This is a genomic window from Gordonia sp. PS3 (genome assembly GCF_041950545.1).
GTDB classification, from domain to species: Bacteria; Actinomycetota; Actinomycetes; order Mycobacteriales; family Mycobacteriaceae; genus Gordonia; species Gordonia sihwensis.
This window is the reverse complement of record NZ_CP169524.1, coordinates 3,540,302-3,557,617: the sequence shown is the minus strand read 5'-3', so window position 1 is coordinate 3,557,617 and position 17,316 is coordinate 3,540,302. Positions and strand designations below refer to the sequence as shown.

General features: G+C 69.3%; 17 protein-coding genes and 2 tRNA genes. 13 read left to right on the top strand and 6 right to left on the bottom strand.

All coding sequences use genetic code 11. The features are described 5' to 3' along the window. Positions 1-44 precede the first annotated feature (44 nt). Together ACE11G_RS16530 and ACE11G_RS16525 are read left to right on the top strand one after the other, a co-directional pair. On the top strand, positions 45-680 hold the full coding sequence (locus tag ACE11G_RS16530; protein ID WP_375003118.1) for a TetR/AcrR family transcriptional regulator: 636 nt from the start codon (positions 45-47) through the stop codon (positions 678-680). A gap of 94 nt (positions 681-774) precedes the next feature. Further along, positions 775-1,797 carry a YeiH family protein gene (locus ACE11G_RS16525; protein ID WP_082083922.1) on the top strand — a complete coding sequence of 341 codons (1,023 nt, stop codon included), beginning with the start codon at positions 775-777 and terminating at the stop codon, positions 1,795-1,797. Positions 1,798-1,874: 77 nt separating this feature from the next. On the opposite strand, the gene ACE11G_RS16520 is transcribed toward ACE11G_RS16525, so the two are convergent. The 3 genes from ACE11G_RS16520 to ACE11G_RS16510 all read right to left on the bottom strand — a co-directional run bounded on the left by ACE11G_RS16520 (position 1,875) and on the right by ACE11G_RS16510 (position 5,220). Further along, the gene (locus ACE11G_RS16520; protein WP_045537907.1) at positions 1,875-2,297 is read right to left on the bottom strand and encodes a DUF779 domain-containing protein; all 423 of its coding nucleotides are present in this window, start codon (positions 2,295-2,297) and stop codon (positions 1,875-1,877) included. 11 nt (positions 2,298-2,308) lie between these two features. Continuing rightward, a complete protein-coding gene (locus ACE11G_RS16515) occupies positions 2,309-3,832 on the bottom strand; it encodes an aldehyde dehydrogenase family protein (protein WP_006897475.1) in 1,524 nt (507 codons plus the stop codon). A 110-nt stretch (positions 3,833-3,942) separates the two neighbouring features. Continuing rightward, positions 3,943-5,220 carry a hypothetical protein gene (locus tag ACE11G_RS16510; RefSeq protein ID WP_045537930.1) on the bottom strand — a complete coding sequence of 426 codons (1,278 nt, stop codon included), beginning with the start codon at positions 5,218-5,220 and terminating at the stop codon, positions 3,943-3,945. A 210-nt stretch (positions 5,221-5,430) separates the two neighbouring features. Here ACE11G_RS16510 and ACE11G_RS16505 point away from each other — a divergent pair, with 210 nt between their 5' ends. Genes ACE11G_RS16505 through ACE11G_RS16480 form a run of 6 tightly spaced genes read left to right on the top strand, consistent with a single transcriptional unit; the run spans position 5,431 to position 11,300 of the window. Beyond that, positions 5,431-6,369 carry an ABC transporter ATP-binding protein gene (locus ACE11G_RS16505; protein WP_006897473.1) on the top strand — a complete coding sequence of 313 codons (939 nt, stop codon included), beginning with the start codon at positions 5,431-5,433 and terminating at the stop codon, positions 6,367-6,369. Positions 6,370-6,395: 26 nt separating this feature from the next. Next, a complete protein-coding gene (locus tag ACE11G_RS16500; protein ID WP_006897472.1) occupies positions 6,396-7,172 on the top strand; it encodes an ABC transporter permease in 777 nt (258 codons plus the stop codon). 34 nt (positions 7,173-7,206) lie between these two features. Continuing rightward, a complete protein-coding gene (locus ACE11G_RS16495; RefSeq protein ID WP_045537903.1) occupies positions 7,207-8,319 on the top strand; it encodes a sensor histidine kinase in 1,113 nt (370 codons plus the stop codon). Positions 8,320-8,342: 23 nt separating this feature from the next. Beyond that, the gene (locus tag ACE11G_RS16490) at positions 8,343-8,954 is read left to right on the top strand and encodes a response regulator transcription factor (RefSeq protein WP_006897470.1); all 612 of its coding nucleotides are present in this window, start codon (positions 8,343-8,345) and stop codon (positions 8,952-8,954) included. A 5-nt stretch (positions 8,955-8,959) separates the two neighbouring features. After that, positions 8,960-10,087, top strand: a complete 1,128-nt coding sequence (locus ACE11G_RS16485) for an acyltransferase (protein ID WP_006897469.1) — start codon at positions 8,960-8,962, stop codon at positions 10,085-10,087. Positions 10,088-10,097: 10 nt separating this feature from the next. After that, positions 10,098-11,300 (top strand): hypothetical protein, encoded by a 1,203-nt coding sequence (locus ACE11G_RS16480; protein WP_375003113.1) that lies wholly within the window; start codon positions 10,098-10,100, stop codon positions 11,298-11,300. Between the two features lie 3 nt (positions 11,301-11,303). Here ACE11G_RS16480 and ACE11G_RS16475 read toward each other — a convergent pair whose 3' ends face one another. Then, positions 11,304-11,753, bottom strand: coding sequence for a thioesterase family protein (locus ACE11G_RS16475; RefSeq protein WP_045537897.1), 450 nt, complete (start codon positions 11,751-11,753; stop codon positions 11,304-11,306). A gap of 100 nt (positions 11,754-11,853) precedes the next feature. Between ACE11G_RS16475 and ACE11G_RS16470 the strand changes: the two genes are divergently transcribed. Continuing rightward, complete coding sequence (locus ACE11G_RS16470; protein ID WP_082083920.1) at positions 11,854-12,834, top strand: alpha/beta hydrolase family protein; 981 nt, start codon at positions 11,854-11,856, stop codon at positions 12,832-12,834. On the opposite strand, the gene hisC is transcribed toward ACE11G_RS16470, so the two are convergent. After that, the gene (gene hisC / locus ACE11G_RS16465; RefSeq protein ID WP_278125864.1) at positions 12,826-13,896 is read right to left on the bottom strand and encodes a histidinol-phosphate transaminase; all 1,071 of its coding nucleotides are present in this window, start codon (positions 13,894-13,896) and stop codon (positions 12,826-12,828) included. The genes ACE11G_RS16470 and hisC overlap by 9 nt on opposite strands. A gap of 112 nt (positions 13,897-14,008) precedes the next feature. Between hisC and ACE11G_RS16460 the strand changes: the two genes are divergently transcribed. Beyond that, positions 14,009-14,097, top strand: a tRNA-Ser gene (locus ACE11G_RS16460). Positions 14,098-14,154: 57 nt separating this feature from the next. Continuing rightward, a tRNA-Arg gene (locus ACE11G_RS16455) sits at positions 14,155-14,227 on the top strand. Between the two features lie 117 nt (positions 14,228-14,344). Here the strand turns inward: ACE11G_RS16455 and ACE11G_RS16450 are convergent. Then, on the bottom strand, positions 14,345-15,229 hold the full coding sequence (locus tag ACE11G_RS16450) for a LysR family transcriptional regulator (RefSeq protein WP_045537891.1): 885 nt from the start codon (positions 15,227-15,229) through the stop codon (positions 14,345-14,347). A gap of 76 nt (positions 15,230-15,305) precedes the next feature. Between ACE11G_RS16450 and ACE11G_RS16445 the strand changes: the two genes are divergently transcribed. Together ACE11G_RS16445 and pcaD are read left to right on the top strand one after the other, a co-directional pair. Beyond that, positions 15,306-16,547: an acetyl-CoA C-acetyltransferase gene (locus ACE11G_RS16445; protein ID WP_062366158.1), complete on the top strand. Its 1,242-nt coding sequence runs from the start codon at positions 15,306-15,308 to the stop codon at positions 16,545-16,547. Continuing rightward, positions 16,544-17,314, top strand: coding sequence for a 3-oxoadipate enol-lactonase (pcaD, locus tag ACE11G_RS16440; protein ID WP_006897462.1), 771 nt, complete (start codon positions 16,544-16,546; stop codon positions 17,312-17,314). The genes ACE11G_RS16445 and pcaD overlap by 4 nt, the downstream gene beginning before the upstream one ends. Positions 17,315-17,316 lie beyond the last annotated feature (2 nt).

The window sequence follows — 17,316 nt, the reverse complement described above, 5'->3', positions numbered from 1 at the left end:
ATTGTTAGTTACTAACTAACAATGTGTGAACTACGATGTCAAGGGTGGCTTCGGAGAACGTGCGTCGGCGGATGAGCGGTGCGGCCCGGCGTGAGCAGATTCTCGACGTCGCTCTCGCGATCGTCGACCGCGAGGGCTTTCACGCCGCGACCCCCGCCCGCATCGCCGACGAGGCCGGAGTGCACCGGACGCTGATCTATCAGCAGTTCGGCGACGTCACCGGACTGTTCGTCGCGCTGGTCGATCGCGAGGGCGACCGAGACCAGGCCGACTTCGCGGCCGCTGTCGCGAGCGCGGAGGGTCTCGCCGGACTCGAGCAGCTGCGTGCGGTGCTCGCGCGGCTGATCGAGGCGATCGACGAGAATCCGGCGAGCTGGCGGCTGTTCCTGTCGCCCCCGCTGGGGGCGCCTGCCGAGTTCGGCCGGCGGCTCGAAGTGTCGCAGGAGCGGGTGCGGAAGTACCTGGCGGACGTCGTCGCCGACATCGGGCTCGACCAGCTCGATCCGGAACTGACGGCGCGCGTGATGCACGCGGGTGCCCGGGAGTTGCTGGCCTTCCGGCTGGAGAATCCCGGCTCGGCCGCCGTCGACCGGCTGCTGGAGTTCGCCGACCGGATGGGCGCCGGGCTGCTGATGCTGCAGAAACTCGCCTCCCGGCTCGGCCGGGAGGCCAGTCTCTAGCGAGACGGACGGGGGCATGACCATATCGATTTGATATGTCTGTATATCGGATCTCCGGGTTCCCGATCGCCTCCGGTTCGCCGACCGTGGAGGTATGACTCAGACACTGCATCGTGCCGGAAAGTCCGGGAGAGGCGACCGGCCCGATCCCCGCGCCGTGGTTCCGGGGCTGCTGATCTGCGGCGCGGTCGCCCTCGCCGCCACCGGCATCACCTTGCTGCTGCCTGCGGTCAGTCCGCTCCTGCTGGCCATCGTGATCGGCGCGGTGGTCGCCAACGTGGTCCGGCTGCCTGCCGCCGCGGCGCCCGGACTGACGCTGGCGTCGAAGACGCTGCTGCGCATCGGTGTCGCGCTGCTGGGGCTGCAACTGGTTCTCGGCGATGTGCTCGGACTCGGATTCGGGATGATTCTGGTGGTGGTCGCGATCGTCGTCGGCGGCATCGTCGGGGGTCTGCTCATCGGACGGGCGCTGGGCATTCCGTTCGCCCGCCGGCTGTTGATCGCCTGCGGCATGTCGATCTGCGGTGCGGCGGCGGTCGCGGCGGTCGACGGCGTGGTGGAGGCCGACGACGAGGACACCGCCACCGCGGTCGGCACCGTCGTCATCTTCGGAACGCTGATGATTCCGGCGATCCCGCTGTTCTCCAACGCGATGGGGCTCTCGGACGAGGTCGCGGGGCTGTGGGCCGGCGGCTCGATCCACGAGGTGGCGCAGGTGGTGGCCGCAGGCGGGATGATCGGCGGAGGCGCGCTCACCGTCGCGGTGGTGGTGAAGCTGGCCCGCGTGATGATGCTCGCGCCGGTCGTCACCGTTCTGAGCATCCGTCAGCGCCGCGCCACCGGGGTAGCGGGCAAGCGGCCTCCCATCGTCCCGCTGTTCGTGGTGGGATTCGTCGCGTGCGCGATCCTGCGGTCCACCGGAGGGCTGCCCTCGGCGGTCATCTCCGTGGGGCACGAGGCGCAGGTGGTGCTGCTGACGATCGCGATGGCGGCTCTCGGACTCGGCGTCCGCATGGAGGTCATGCGCAGGGTGGGATGGCGTCCCTTCGTCCAGGCGGCGCTGACCACCGTCCTGGTGGCCGGTGTGGCACTCGGCGGGGTGCTGCTCGCCGGGTGAGCTCCGATCGGGAAAACTTTGGCTCCCGGAACGGTCTCTCAGACCGTTCCGGGAGCCAAAAATTCTGCGGGTCGCCGCTACACGTCCAGGTCTGCCCCGGTCAGGGGCGGCGAATCCGCGAGTGCGGCGTTCTCCTCATCGGTGAACACCCGCGATCGGGACAGGAACCGGACGCCCTCGGGGGCTTCGAGGGAGAATCCGGCTCCGCGGCCGGGAACCACATCGAGGATCAGCTGCGTGTGCTTCCACAGTTCGAACTGGTCGCCGTTGATCCAGATGCGCACCGCGGGCAGCGGTTCGGGCAGTTCGACCTCGCCGACGAGCACGTCACGCTGGCCGACCCGGTACTCGCCGACCGGGTAGCACATCGGAGCGGAGCCGTCGCAGCATCCGCCCGACTGATGGATCATGAGCCCGCCGTGGAGCTCCGACAGCTTGGTCAGGAGCTCCACGGCGGAGTCGGTGGCAACCACACGCGCGACGGTTGCAGGCTCGTTCATCGCACGCCGGCTTAGAAGAAGCCCTTGGCGCTCTGCGCGTAGCCGACCAGCAGGTTCTTGGTCTGCTGGTAGTGGCTGAGCATCATCAGATGGTTCTCGCGGCCGACGCCCGACTGCTTGTAGCCGCCGAAGGCGGCGTGCGCCGGGTAGTCGTGGTAGGTGTTAGTCCACACCCGGCCGGCCTGGATGTCGCGGCCCGCGCGGTAGGCGACGGCGCCGTTACGGCTCCACACGCCGGCGCCCAGGCCGTACAGCGTGTCGTTGGCGATGGAGAGCGCGTCGTCGTAATCGGTGAACGAGGTCACCGACAGGACCGGTCCGAAGATCTCCTCCTGGAAGATCCGCATGTCGTTCTTGCCGCCGAAGACGGTCGGCTGGATGTAGAAGCCACCGGAGAGGTCGCCGCCCAGATCGGCGGGCTCGCCGCCGGTGAGCACCTTGGCGCCCTCCTGCTTGCCGATCTCCAGGTACGACTTGATCTTCTCCCACTGATCGTTGCTCGCCTGGGCGCCCATCATGGTGTCGGTGTCGAGCGGGTTGCCCTGCTTGATGGCGGCGACCCGGGCGACGGCGCGCTCGAGGAAATCGTCGTAGATGCTGCTCTGCACCAGCGCGCGGCTCGGGCACGTGCACACCTCACCCTGGTTCAGGGCGAACATCGAGAAGCCCTCGAGCGCACGGTCGAGGAAGCCGTCGTCGGAGGCCATCACGTCCTCGAAGAAGATGTTCGGGCTCTTGCCGCCCAGCTCCAGGGTCACCGGGATCAGGTTCTCCGACGCGTATTGCATGATGAGGCGGCCGGTGGTGGTCTCGCCGGTGAAGGCGATCTTGCGGATGCGGTTGCTCGAGGCGAGCGGCTTGCCCGCCTCGACGCCGAAGCCGTTCACGATGTTCACGACGCCGTCCGGCAGCAGATCGCCGATCAGGCTCATCACGTACAGGATCGACGCCGGGGTCTGCTCCGCCGGCTTCATGACGATCGCGTTGCCCGCGGCCAGGGCCGGGGCCAGCTTCCAGGTCGCCATCAGGATCGGGAAGTTCCACGGGATGATCTGACCGACGACGCCCAGCGGCTCGTGGAAGTGGTAGGCGACGGTGTCCTTGTCGATCTCGGAGATGCCGCCCTCCTGGGCGCGGATGGCGCCGGCGAAGTAGCGGAAGTGGTCGATCGCCAACGGGATGTCGGCGGCGAGTGTCTCGCGGACGGCCTTTCCGTTCTCCCACGACTCGGCGACGGCGATCGCCTCGAGGTTCTCCTCCATGCGATCGGCGATTTTATTCAGGACGGCGGCGCGCTCGGCGACCGACGTCTTGCCCCACGCGGGTGCGGCGGCGTGCGCGGCGTCGAGCGCCAGATCGATGTCCTCGGCGGTGGAGCGGGCCACCTCGCAGAAGGTCTTGCCGTCGACGGGCGACGGGTTTTCGAAGTACTGACCCTTCACCGGCGGAACCCACTTGCCGCCGATCCAGTTGTCGTAGCGGGACTGGTAGCTCATCAGCGAGCCGTCGGCTCCGGGCTTTGCGAAGACGGTCATGATGCTTGCACTCCTTCGTGGATTCACTTCAATTGGTGAGGTGAATCACACACTAGGGGTGGTGTGGTTGCAGTCGCGTTGCATCGCGGCGCGGGGTGCGCCCGGCGCCCTCAGCGCCGCACTCCGAACCGCCGATCGAGCAGCCGGACCCGCCCCTGTGCGACCGCCCGCTGCGGATGTCCGGCGGGGAGCCGCTGGGCGAGCGCGTTCCACGCGGTGATGTCGTCCCGGCCGTGCGGCGAGGCGACCCACGCGTTCAGGGCGACGAGGTCGCCGGTGCCGAACATGCGCGATCGCAGGTCTTCGCGCACTTCGTCGAACAGTTCCACCACGCCGGGGGCGAGGGACTCGGCCAGCAGTCCGCCGCGCCCCAACGCCCGGACCGCCGCGGTCAGATCGCCCGCGGCGATGAGCCCGCGCAACTCGTCGACGTCGGAGCCGGCGTCGACGGTGAGCCGGTACGGGCGGGCGGCGATCACATCGCCGAGGTCGCGCCGCAGCCGCGAGATCTCGGCGCGCACGGTGACCGCGCCGAGCACCTCGTCCGAGAGCATCGTCGCGAGTTGCTCGGTGCCCAGGCCTTCGGGGTAGCTCTGCAGCAGGAGCAGGATCTCCGCGTGCCGCGGCGACAGCGGTCGGGCGGCGCCCGCGGCATCGTGCCAGTGGGCGGGGCCGTCGGTCAGCACGGTCAGCCGGGGGCGCGTGTCGGGTCGGACGAAGGTCTCGGGTGCGGCGAGGTCGACGGCGCGTGATTGCAGTTCCCGCTCCACCGCGGCGACCACCGATCGGACCGCCGCGAGAGCGAACGGTGCCGCGGCCGCGGGTCCGCCGGTGACGTCGACGACGCCGAGCAGTTCGCCCGACACCGGATCGTGCACCGGGGCCGCGGCGCAGTTCCAGTTCTGGACGGGACCGGAGAAATGCTCCGGACCGATGATCTGCACACCGCGATTCATCGTCAGGGCGAGTCCGGGCGCATTGGTGCCGACGGTGTCCTCGCTCCACACCGAGCCCTCGACGAAGTTGATGCGGGCCGCGGCGTCACGGGCTCCGTGGTCGCCCTCCACCCACAGAAGCCGGCCCTGGTTGTCGGTGAGCGCGACCACCACGCCGGAATCGGCGATGTCGTCGAGCATCAGCGACTGCACCAGCGGCCGCACGGCCGCCAGCCGATGCGACGAGCGGTACGCGTCGAAGGCATCACCCGACATGGGGGCACCGGCGTCGTGGCCGGGTTCCACCTCACCGGGATCCACTCCTCGGCTGCGGGACCGCTCCCACGATTCCCGGACCAGCGAGCGCACGGAGTCGTCGGCGGGTGAGACACCGGCGAGGAACTGCTCGTAGGCACGGCGGACGCGAGTCGACACGCCGGCGCCGTCTCTCATCGCGTTCAACTCCCGACTGTTTTCGCAGGTCCTCGTCCTTCGATTGTGCCTGCACGGTGTGACCCGGGCAACGACCGGCCCCGTCGGCGGCCCGGGCTACACCGATTGCCGCGATCGCGAATCGTTGTGCCGGGCCCATGACAAACGTCATGGCGAACCGATGACATCCGCTCTGGGTGACCGGCGTCCCCCGGCGGGAGAGTGAATGTCATGACACAGCGACATCTCACCCCAGCGCGAACCGCGTCGACGGTTCCGGCCATCGCCATCTCCGATCTGTCGAAGCGGTTCCGCGGCTCGAAGGGCGAGACCGTCCAGGCCGTCGACGGCATCGACCTTCAGATCCAGCCCGGCGAAGTGGTGGCCTTCCTCGGACCCAACGGCGCGGGCAAGACGACCACCATCGACATGATCCTCGGCCTCACCACACCCGACTCCGGCGAGGTGAGGGTCTTCGGCCGCGATCCGCGCGAGGCGGCGCGCGCCGGCCGGATCGCCGCGGTCATGCAGACCGGCGGACTGCTCGACGACTTCACCGTCGCCGAGACCGTCTCCACTGTCGCCGCGCTTCACGGGCGCACCGCCGACATCCCCGAGGTGATGCGCCGTGCCGACATCGCCGATCTCGGCGCTCGCAAGGTCTCCCGGTGCTCGGGCGGTGAGCAGCAGCGACTCAAGTTCGCGCTGGCGTTGCTGCCCGATCCCGACCTCATCGTCCTCGACGAGCCGACCGCCGGGATGGACGTGGAGTCGCGCAGGACCTTCTGGGCCGCCATGCGAGCCGACGCCCAGCACGGCCGCACCGTCCTGTTCGCCACCCACTATCTGGAGGAGGCGGACTCCTTCGCCGACCGCATCGTGATGATGGCGAGCGGCCGGGTGGTCGCGGACGGCTCCACCGCCGACATCCGCGCCCGGGCCAGCCGCCGCATCGTCTCGGCCGTCCTCGACGACGACGCCGTGCCCGGTCTCCAGCGGGTGTTCCCGGACCTGGAGATCACCGAACGGCGCGGCGGCCGGATCTATCTGTCTCTCGAGAACTCCGATGTCCTCGCCCGCCACCTGCTGACCAGCACACGCGCCCGCGATCTCGAGATCGCCAGCCACAACCTCGAAGACGCGTTCGTCGCGCTGACCACCGGCGCCTGACGCGCCGAGACCTGAAAGGCATTGCCATGAGTCTCAATTCCACCCTCGCTGCGAGCAGCGTGTCGACCGTCTATCTCCGTAACGACATCCGCCGCGTTCTGCGGAACCGGCGAGCGATGATCTTCACGGTCGCGATGCCCGCCCTCCTGTACCTCGTCTTCGGCGCCACCCAGAAGAGTTCCGAGACGGTCGGCAGCGGCAACGTCGCCTTCTACGTCCTGGTCGGCATGGCGTTGTACGGCGCGGTCCTGGCGGCGGCGTCGAACGCCGCCGCGGTCTCCATCGAGCAGCAGGCCGGCTGGACGCGCACACTGATGATGACCCCGCTGCGGCCCGCCGGTTACGTCTCGACCAAGGTCGCGCTCGCGTTGACCATGAGCGCACTGCCGGTGGTGCTGCTGGCCGTGGTCGGCGCGATCTCCGGAGCCACCGCCCCGGTCGGAGTCTGGGCGGTGTGCCTGGTGTTGGCGTGGCTCGGCTCGGCAGTCTTCGCGGCGCTGGGGCTGGCCCTGGGCAGCATTCTGAAGTCCGACGGCGCCATGCAGGCCCTCGGCGGCGTGCTCGCGCTGCTGGCCTTCGCGGGCAACGTCTTCGTCCCCCTGAACGGAACCATGCTGCGGATCGCCGAATTCACCCCGATGTTCGGCGTCGTCTCGCTGGCGCGGTACCCGCTCGACCACGGGGTCACCGTCTACGGCACCCCGATCTCCCTGTGGGTGATCATCGCGAACATCGCCTTCTGGGCCATCGCATTCGCCGTTGCGGCAAGCTACTTCTACAACCGCAGCACGCGCAGGCAGTAGTTCGCGCCGTGCCGGGACCAGTTTGGAGGAACCGATGACCGCAGCGCCCGCCCCCACCTCACCGTGGCGGAGCGGGCGCTGGCTGTTCGCGGCCGTGTGGCTGCTGTTCATGGGGTATCCGATCGCCGGGATCATCACCGCCGACGCGCGATGGCTGATGAAAGCTCTGGCCCTGGCGATCATCGCGGTGTTCGTCGTCGTCTATCTGCTGCTGTGCGTGTACTCGATGTTCGACTGCGATCCCCGCTCCGCGCCGGCGCGCAACGCCGCGATCGCCCTGCTCGCGGTTCTGATGATCGGACTGATGCCGCTGCTGCGCGCGGACGCGTTCTCCGTGGCGCCGTTCGTGATGGCGGCGGTCGCCTTCGCGGCACCGTGGCGGGTGGGGTATTCGCTGGCCGGGGTGGCGGCGGTCCTCGTCTCGGCGGTGGTCGTCCCGGAATTGTTCGGGTGGGAGCTCGACAGCGGCTTCCTGATCGTCCTGCTGGTCGTCGGCATCACGATGGGGTTCTCGCGCGTGATGCGCGACGGCGAGCGCGACCGGGAACTCGCCGCCGAACGCCAGCGGGAGCTGAACGGGCAGCTCGCGGTGGTCGCCGAACGCGAACGCGTGGCCCGCGACGTGCACGACATCCTGGGGCACTCGCTGACCGTGATCTCGGTGAAGTCCGAGCTCGCGGGCCGGCTCGTCGATCTCGATCCGGCGCGGGCGAAGCAGGAGATGGCGGAACTGAACGCGCTCGCCCGGCAGGCGCTCGCCGAGGTCCGGTCGACGGTCGGCAACCTGCGTGCGCCGGAACTGCCGAGTGTGGTCGCGGCCGCGGAGATCGCGCTGACGGCGGCGGAGATCGACGCCGACCTGCCGGATCCGGACGCCTACGACGGTCCGCACGCGGCGCTGTTCGCATGGGTGCTGCGCGAGTCGGTGACGAACGTGGTCCGCCACAGTGGAGCCACCCGATGCGTCGTGACGCTCACCGATCACAGCCTGACCGTCGCCGACAACGGTCACGGCTCGCCGCTGTTGACCTTCGGGAACGGCCTGCGCGGGCTCGCTGAACGGGTCGATGCCGGCGGCGGACGCCTGACGGTCGATTCCGATGCCACCGGCACCACGGTGACCGCGAGCGTGGACGAGGGACGGTAGGTTCTTCTCCGAGAGGGGGACCGGTGGAGACCATCCGACTGCTGCTGGCCGACGACCAGGCGCTGGTCCGCGGTGCGCTCGCGGCGTTGCTCGATCTCGAGCCCGACCTCGCGGTGGTCGCGCAGGTGGGCCGGGGAGACGAGGTGGTGGACGCGGCGCGGTCCAGCGGCGCCCAGGTGTGCCTGCTCGACATCGAGATGCCCGGGGCCGACGGCATCGAGGCGGCCTCCCGCATCACGCGGGAACTGCCCGGAGTCCGCTCGCTGGTGGTCACCACCTTCGGCCGGCCCGGATACCTGCGCCGCGCGGTGGACGCCGGTGCGTCCGGATTCGTCGTCAAGGACACCCCCGCCGCCGAACTGGCCGACGCCGTGCGACGCGTCCACGCCGGGCTCCGCGTCATCGATCCGACGCTGGCCACCGAGAGCCTCACCAGCGGTGACAATCCGCTCACTCCGCGCGAGACCGAGGTTCTCACCGCCGCGCTCTCGGGTGCGACCGTCGCGACCATCGCGTCGCAGGTGCACCTCTCGGCGGGCACCGTGCGCAATCACCTGTCGTCGGCCATCGGCAAGACCGGCGCGTCGACGCGGGCCGAGGCCGCGCGGATCGCACGCGATCGGGGCTGGATCTGACCCCGGTGCGACGCCGCGTCCCCGCACTGACCGGTGTCCGGACCGTCGCCGCGCTGTCGGTCTGCCTCACGCACGCCGCGTACTGGACCGGCCACTACACCGACGACTACGTGGGTCGGTTGCTGTCTCGTTTCGAGGTCGGCGTCGCGCTCTTCTTCGTCCTCTCCGGCTACCTGCTGTTCGCGCCCTGGGTGCGGGCGTTGCAGGAGACGCAATCCGGAGCGCCGGCCGAGTATCCGGGGCTGCGGCGCTACACATGGCATCGGGTGCGGCGGATCGTGCCCGCCTACTGGGTCACGGTGCTGGCGGTGTACGCGATCTTCCTGGTGCGCACGGACACGTCCGACTTCGGTCAGGGGTGGTCGGACCTGCTGCGGAACCTCACATTCACCCAGGTGTACGGGCTCGGACACCTGCACACCGGCCTCACCCAGATGTGGAGCATGGCGGCGGAGGTGGCCTATTACATCGCGCTGCCGCTGGTGGCGTGGCCGATCGCGCATCTGGTGTGCCGCGATCGGTGGCGGCCCGACCTGCTGCTCGTGTGCCTGGGCGGGCTGCTGCTGGTCTCGCCGTTGTGGACGGTGGTGGTGCACGGGTCCGACGGCGTCGACCCCACCGCGCGAATGTGGCCGCCCGCCTTCGCGAGCTGGTTCGTCGGCGGGATGGTGCTCGCCGTCCTGGCCCGGACGGTGACGCGGTGGCCCGCGATCCCGAGCGTCGCTGTCGCGGTCGGTGCGTTCCTGATCAGCGGCGGCGCGGTCGCCGGAGAGCCGACGATCGTGCCGGCCGACGCCGGAGCGACGGTCGTCAAACACACGCTCTACCTGGTGGTGGCCCTGGGTCTGGTCGGTCCCCTGGCGATCGGCCCCGGCGACGACGCGTGGTCCCGGGTGTGCGGCAGTCGGCCGATGGTGTGGTTCGGCGAGATCTCCTACGAGTTCTTCCTGGTCCACGTGATGGTGCTGGAGTTCACGATGGATCTTCTCGGGTACTCGGTCTTCACCGGATCCACCCTCGCGGCCTTCGTCGTGACCAGTGTCATCAGCGTGCCCGTCGCGTGGTCGCTGCATCGCCTCACCGCCCCGCTGTGGCGGGATTCTCCCACGCGATCTGTCGGGGTCCGCGGGTAGAATCGGCGCCATGACCTCACCGCAGCGTGCTGTCACGGCAGCCGATCTCCGTCAGTGGACGACGGATGCGCGGGTGCCCGGGCAGCCTGCGGAACTGTCCGACACCGCGTGCATTCTCATCGCTGCCGGCTATCTCGTGCCCACCGCGCGGGCGACGGTGGTCCGCCGCGTCTCGCAGGGACTGCCGATGCCGGTTCCGCAGTCGGGATTCAGTGAACTGCGGCGCGTGCAGCGCGGAATCGTGCACGCCGAGCGCAAACTGGCGTCGACGATGCTGCCGGGCGTCGTGGTCCCGATCATCCGGTCCCGGATGGCCGGGCTCACCCGCCGGCGCGACGAGGCGCACCGCGCGGTCGTCACCGGCAAGGGCGTCTTTCCGTCGGGTATGCGGGCCATTCGCCGAGAACGCCGCGAGAACGTCTACCTCGAGGTCGATGAGCGCGAGCAACTCTTCGCCGGGCTGCTCTGCACACCGGTGGCGAACCTGTCCACCTCGGGTGCCCGCTGGGCCGGCACCGATGCCCTGGACAAAGTGGCGGGAATCGTCGACAAGGTCGCCGGGCGCGCCGGACGCAGGCAGGTGGAGCACTGGGCCGACGAAGTCTTCGGAACCATGCCCACCACGCAGGACTCGTCGCGCGGTTCGAGCTTCGCCGACGGCTACGAGGCACTCCTGTTCGTCGCCGGCCACTACTACGACCGCATCCGGACCAACCCGGCCTGGCTGTCGGACCACTTCGAGATGCAGCGGGTGCAGGTGAACCTGCACGCCGAACTCGCCGAGATCGCCTCCGACGTCGTGGCGCTGCGGGCGTTGCGCGTCGATCTCGACCGCGCTCGGGACAACGGCGGTTTCGATCCCGGCTTCGTCGCCCACATCAGAGAGCGCGAAGAGGCGTTGCGGCCGGTGTGGACCGAACTGATCGACCGCGTCCACGCTCTCATCGACATCTGTGCGACCGTCGAGTCCGCGGCTGTCGAGTTGCGGCTGCTCAACGAGTTCGACCGTGCCACCACCATCGACGCGCGCATCGACCATCTGCTCTCGCGCTCCGGCGACCGCGAACTGTCCGCGGACCATTCCCGCAGGCTGTCGCAGCAGGTGCGCAGCGGCGAAGAACAGCTGCGCATCTACCGGGACGTCCTGCAGGGCAACATCGCTCAGCTCGGCACGGCGGCACCCGCGCAGCTTCCGGCGAAGTACGAGCCCTGAGCCTCAGGAGCGGGTCCACTCGCGCAGACGGTCCTTCTCGGCGGCGGTCAGGCGTCGCAGACTGTGCTTCTCGATGTCGACGACGGCCATCTGAGTGGTTGCGACGCACGCCGGGCGCGCCCCCGCGGGCGCGGCGGCGCCGGCGATCTCGTAGCCGATCGTGAAGTCGACCGATCGGAAACCCTTGATCCACATCCCGATCCGGAGCGGCGAATCGTCGTGGTGCAGCTGTGCTCGGTACCGGATGTCGACGTGGACGATCATCGCGCTCTTGATGAGCGGTGCGTAGTCGTCCCCGGCGCTCAGGAGCCACTGGATACGTGCCTCCTCCATGAGGGTCACCATCCGCGCATGGTTGACGTGACCGAAGGCGTCCATGTCCGACCACCTGACGGGGACCTGCGCGGTGAAGGCGTGGCGACGGCCGTCCGGCAGCGTCGACGTCTCGGTCATGTCGCCGATCCTAGTGCCGGCCCAGCACGCTGCTCGGCATCGACGTTCACACGGTCGACACTTTCGCCGGGTACGCTGGGCGACCATGTGGTGCGATCGTATGTCACTGAAGCTGGTCACCGCCGGGTCTGTCGTCGCGGCTGCGGCCATGCTGGCGTCGGTGTCGACCGCACCGGTCAACGCCGCTCCCAAGGGGGCGCACGTGGTCGCGGAGAAGGTTCGGAGCATTCACCGGGTGGACCTCACCGTTGAGTCGGCGGCGATGAACGGCTCGGTGCCGGTCACGGTTCTCAGCCCCGGCGGCTCCGGTCCGCGGCCCACTGTGTACCTGCTCGACGGCGCGGACGGCGGAGACAAGGTCAGCGACTGGATCACCAAGGGCGGCGCCGAGTCGTTCTTCGCCGGGCGCAACGTCAACGTCGTCCTGCCTGCCGGTGGAGCGGGCAGCTTCTACACCAACTGGGAGAAGCCGGACAAGAAGCTCGGCAAGCCTCAGTGGGAGACCTTCCTGACGCAGGAGCTGCCGCCCGTGATCGACGCGAAGTTCAGCGGGTCCGGACGTAATGCGGTGATGGGTCTGTCCATGGGCGGCCAGTCGGCGTTCGCCCTCGCCACCCGCCACCCCAAGCTGTACCGCGGTGTCGCCTCGATGAGCGGCTGCCCGCGTGTCTCGGGCCAGGCCAACGAGGCCTACGTCCGCGCGACCGTCGCGAAGAGCGGCGCCAACGCCGACAATATGTGGGGTGCGCCCGGCTCCAAGGACTGGGTGCAGCACGATCCCGCCCACAAGCTGGACGCCCTGCGCGGGAAGGCGTTGTACATCTCGTCCGGTTCGGGTGCGGTGGGACCGCTCGACCTGGCCGCCAAGCGTGACCCCAAGGACGGCCCGGAGAACGCGCAGATCGCTGCCGGTTCGGCGCTGGAGGTGGGCGCGAACCGCTGCTCGCTCGAGTTCGCGACACTGCTGCGCGCCAACGACATCCCCTTCACCTCGGGATTCCGCCTGATCGGCACGCACAGCTGGGACTACTGGAAGCGCGACCTGCCCGAGGCGTGGAACGCCATCGCGCCCTCACTCTGACCGCGCGCCGGCGTACTTCTCCGCGAAGGTGAGGAAGGCGTCGTTCTCTGCGGGATGGGTGACGGTGACCCGCACCCCGTCGCCCGCGAACGGTCGGACGATCACCCCGGCCTCGGCGCACTCGGTCGCGAAAGGCATGGAGTCGTCGCCGAGCATCAGCCACACGAAGTTCGCCTGTGAATCGGGTACCCGGTAGCCGAGCTCGCGCAGTCGTGCCGTGACGCGTTCACGTTCGGCGACCACCGCGTCGGTCCGTGCCAGCAGCTCGTCCTGTGCGCGCAGGGAGGCGACGGCCGCGGACTGGGCCACACTGCTGACGGTGAACGGCACGTGCACCTTGTTGAGCGCGGTGATCACCTCCGGATCGCCGACCGCGTATCCGACCCGCAGGCCGGCGAGTCCGTACGCCTTCGAGAAGGTGCGCAGGACCACCAGGTTCGGGAACTCGCGCCGCAGTTCGAGGGCATCGTACGCGAACGGTCCGGTCAGCCGCATGTACTCGAAGTAGGCCTCGTCGAGCGCGACGACGATGTCTGACGGCACGGCGGCCAGGAAGTCGCGCAGCGCCTGCGCCTCGACCACCGTGCCGGTCGGGTTGTTGGGGTTGCACACGAAGATCAGGCGCGTCCGGTCGGTGATCGCGCCCGCCATGGCTGCGAGGTCGTGCACGGCGTCGCCGGTGAGCGGGATCTGGACCGGGGTGGCGCCGACGACGCGCGACGCCACCGGGTACATCTCGAACGAGCGCCAGCCGAACAGCACCTCGTCGCCCGGGACGGCGGTGACGGTGATCAGGTTCTGGCAGAGGATCACCGATCCGCAGCCGACCTGGATCTCCGCGGGGGTCACGCCCAGGCTCTTGGCCAGTTCGTCGGTGAGCTCCACCATCCCGTTGTCGGGGTAGCGGTTGGCCGTCGCTGCGGCCTCGGCGATGGCAGCGGCCACGCCGGGGAGCGGGGGGTCGGTCACCTCATTGCTGGCGAGCTTGATCGCGCCCGGAAAGGTCTTGCCGGGGACGTAGACGGGCAGGGTGTCCAGATCGGGGCGGATTCGCATGCTCACCCCTCAAATGTACGTCTGACCTGCGGGTCGATGCTCATCCGGTCGGCGATTTGCGTCCCGACGCTCCCTCTGTGTAATGTTTTGCCCCGGCGGCCCGAAAGGACTCCACCAGGGAGGCGTGCCAGAGCGGCCGAATGGGACTCACTGCTAATGAGTTGTTCCATGAAAGTGGAACCGGAGGTTCAAATCCTCTCGCCTCCGCCGACCGGGACACGCACCCGGTACAATTGAAGAAGTGCGGATCGCAAGATCCACTACGCGCCCGTAGCTCAACGGATAGAGCATCTGACTACGGATCAGAAGGTTTGGGGTTCGAATCCCTACGGGCGCACTCCGAGAAGGTCCCCGTCGTTCGCGACGGGGACCTTCTCGTCGGTGGACTACGGCACAAGTTCCTAGAACGACGAACCGGCGCCATTGGGCGGACCGTCAGCGCCCTCGTACCGGCTCACTCCGCGGCGATCCGCCGCAGGACCGTCAGCGCACGCTCGACGACGGGAGACGCCGGCTCGGGAATCCATGCCGCGGACAGATCGATTCCTGCCTCGGGGCGCAGCGGAAGGTACCGGACTCCGGCGATGTCGAGAGCCGACGTCGGCTCGGGAACCACCGACACTCCGAGCCCGGCGGCCACGAGCGTGACGAGAGTCGAGGTCTCGGTCACCTCGTGCCGGATCCGCGGAACGAACCCGGCGTCGGCGCACAGGCCGGTGACCAGTCCGTTGAGCGCCGAGCGGCCGTGGCCCGCGTGCATCACGAAGTCGTCGTCGCGCAGGTCGGCCAGATCCGCCTCGCCGCGTCCGGCGAGCCGGTGACTGTCGGGAACCAGCGCGATCAGTCGATCGTGGCGCACCGGCTCCACCACCACGCGCGCACTGGTGACCGGGGGCCGCAGCAGCGCCAGATCGATCCGGCCGGCCTCGAGCGCCGTCACCTGGTCGGGGGCCAGCATCTCGCCGCGCACGCTCACATCGACGCCGGGCAGCTCGTCGCGCAGTGCTCGCACCAGACGCGGGAAGAGTGAATAGGTGGCCGATCCGACGCACCCGATCGTCAACGCGCCCTGCATGCCCTCGGCCACCCGGTGCGCCTGCTCGCCGGCCGCATCGACGGCGTCGAGGATCTCGCGGACCCGGTCCAGATACACCTCCCCGGCCGGAGTCAGTTCCACGCGACGGGTCGATCGCGTCAGCAACTGGACGCCGAGCTCTTCTTCGAGCTGTCTGATCTGCGAAGACAGCGGCGGCTGCGCGATGTGCAGACGTTCGGCGGCGCGACGGAAGTGCAGCTCCTCGGCGACCACGCGAAAATACCGGAGATGCCGCAGTTCCATGATTGATACCTCTCCTGTTTCAGCGATCGTAGAACATGTACTTCACGATATGGGTCCGGCTTTCTAGGCTGGACGCATGGTTACTGCGTCCGGCATTCGCACCCACGACGACATCGTGATCTGTTCCCCGCTGCGGACACCGGTCGGCCGCATGGGCGGAGCGCTGGCGAAGCTGACGGTCGACCGCCTCGCGACCGACCTGCTCAGCGAGCTCGTCGCCCGGACCGGTCTCGGAGAGAACGAGGTCGACGACGTCGTGCTGGGACAGGGGTATCCGAGCGGCGAGTCGCCGGCTCTCGGCCGGATCGCCGCCCTCGACGCCGGACTCGGCGCCGGGGTGCCCGGAATGCAGCTCGACCGCCGCTGCGGCTCGGGTCTGCAGGCCGTCCTGTCCGGGGCGGCGCAGATCGCCGGGGGAGGGGCCGATCTGATCGTCGCGGGCGGCGCCGAGTCGATGTCCACCGTCGAGCACTACGCGCTCGGCCTGCGCACCGGGGTCGGGCAGGGCGGCGTGGAACTGCGCGATCGCCTCGATCGTGCTCGGTTGACGGCGGGCGGGCAATCGCATCCGGTGCCGGGAGGGATGATCGAGACCGCCGAGAATCTGCGCGCCCGCTACGGACTCACCCGAGAGCAACAGGATCGGCTGTCCGCCGAATCGCATCGCCGTGCCCTCGCCGCCATCGAGGCCGGCCGATTCACCGACGAGATCGTTCCGGTCACCGTCCCGGGCGGCCGCCGCGACCCCGACGTCGTCGTAGACCGGGACGAGCATCCACGTCCCGGCACCACGGCCGAATCGCTGGCCCGACTGCGCCCGATCCGCCTGGCCGTCGACCCCGACTCGACCGTCACTGCCGGAAACGCCTCGGGCCAGAACGACGGCGCCGCGATGATGGTGGTCACCACACTCGCCGAAGCGGAGCGGCGCGACCTCGATCCGATGCTCGCACTGCGTTCGTGGGCCGTCACCGGATGCGCACCCGAGGAGATGGGGATCGGGCCGGTCGGTGCCACCGCCAAGGCACTCGCGCGCGCCGGACTGACACTCGACGACATCGACCTCATCGAACTCAACGAGGCCTTCGCCGCGCAGGTGCTGGCCGTCCTGGCCGAATGGGGAGTCGAGCCCGGCGACGAGCGGCTCAATCCCAACGGCTCGGGCATCTCGCTGGGCCACCCGATCGGAGCGACCGGCGCGCGGCTGGTGGTCACCGCTGCCCATGAGGCGAAGCGACAACGCGCCCGAAACGTGCTGGTCACGATGTGCATCGGCGGCGGCCAGGGACTCGCGGCCGTGTTCGAGGCGATCCGATGAGCGCCGTCGACGTCCACGCGGTGGTCAGCGGCCGGCCCGACGGACCCGCCGTCGTGCTCTCCAACTCGCTCGGCTCCACGCACCGGATGTGGGACGCGCAGATCGCCGACCTGGAACAGCACTTCATGGTGATCCGCTACGACACCCGCGGTCACGGGCAGAGCCCGGTGCCGGACGGACCGTACAGCATCGACGACCTCGCCGATGACGTGCTGGCGCTCCTCGACGGTTTCGGCGTCGACCGCGCCCACCTGGTGGGGCTCTCGCTCGGCGGCATGACCGCGATGCGGGTCGCGGTCCGCGCACCGCACCGCGTTCGGCGCCTGGCGCTGCTGTGCACCGGGGCCCGGCTGGCCAACGCCGAGTCGTACGCGGAACGGGCGGCCGCCGTGCGTGCGGACGGTGTCGCGCCGATCGCCGAGGCGGTGGTGAGCCGCTGGTTCACCCCCGAGTACCTGTCCGCCGACGCCGAGCGGAAGCGCTACTACGAGGCGATGGTCGCGGGCACGCCCGCAGAGGGGTACGCGGGCTGCTGCGAGGCGATCGCCGCGATGGATCAGCGCGCCGATCTGCCGTCGATCTCCGCGCCGACCCTGGCGATCGCCGGCCGCGACGACACCGCGACCGGACCGTCGGTCCTGGCCGAGATCGTCGACGGCGTCCAGGACGGTCGGCTGCTGGTGGTTCCCGAGTCGGCCCACCTGGCCTGTGCTCAGCAACCGCAGATCGTGAATCCGGCATTGCTGGACCATCTGCTGGCGCAGTAGCC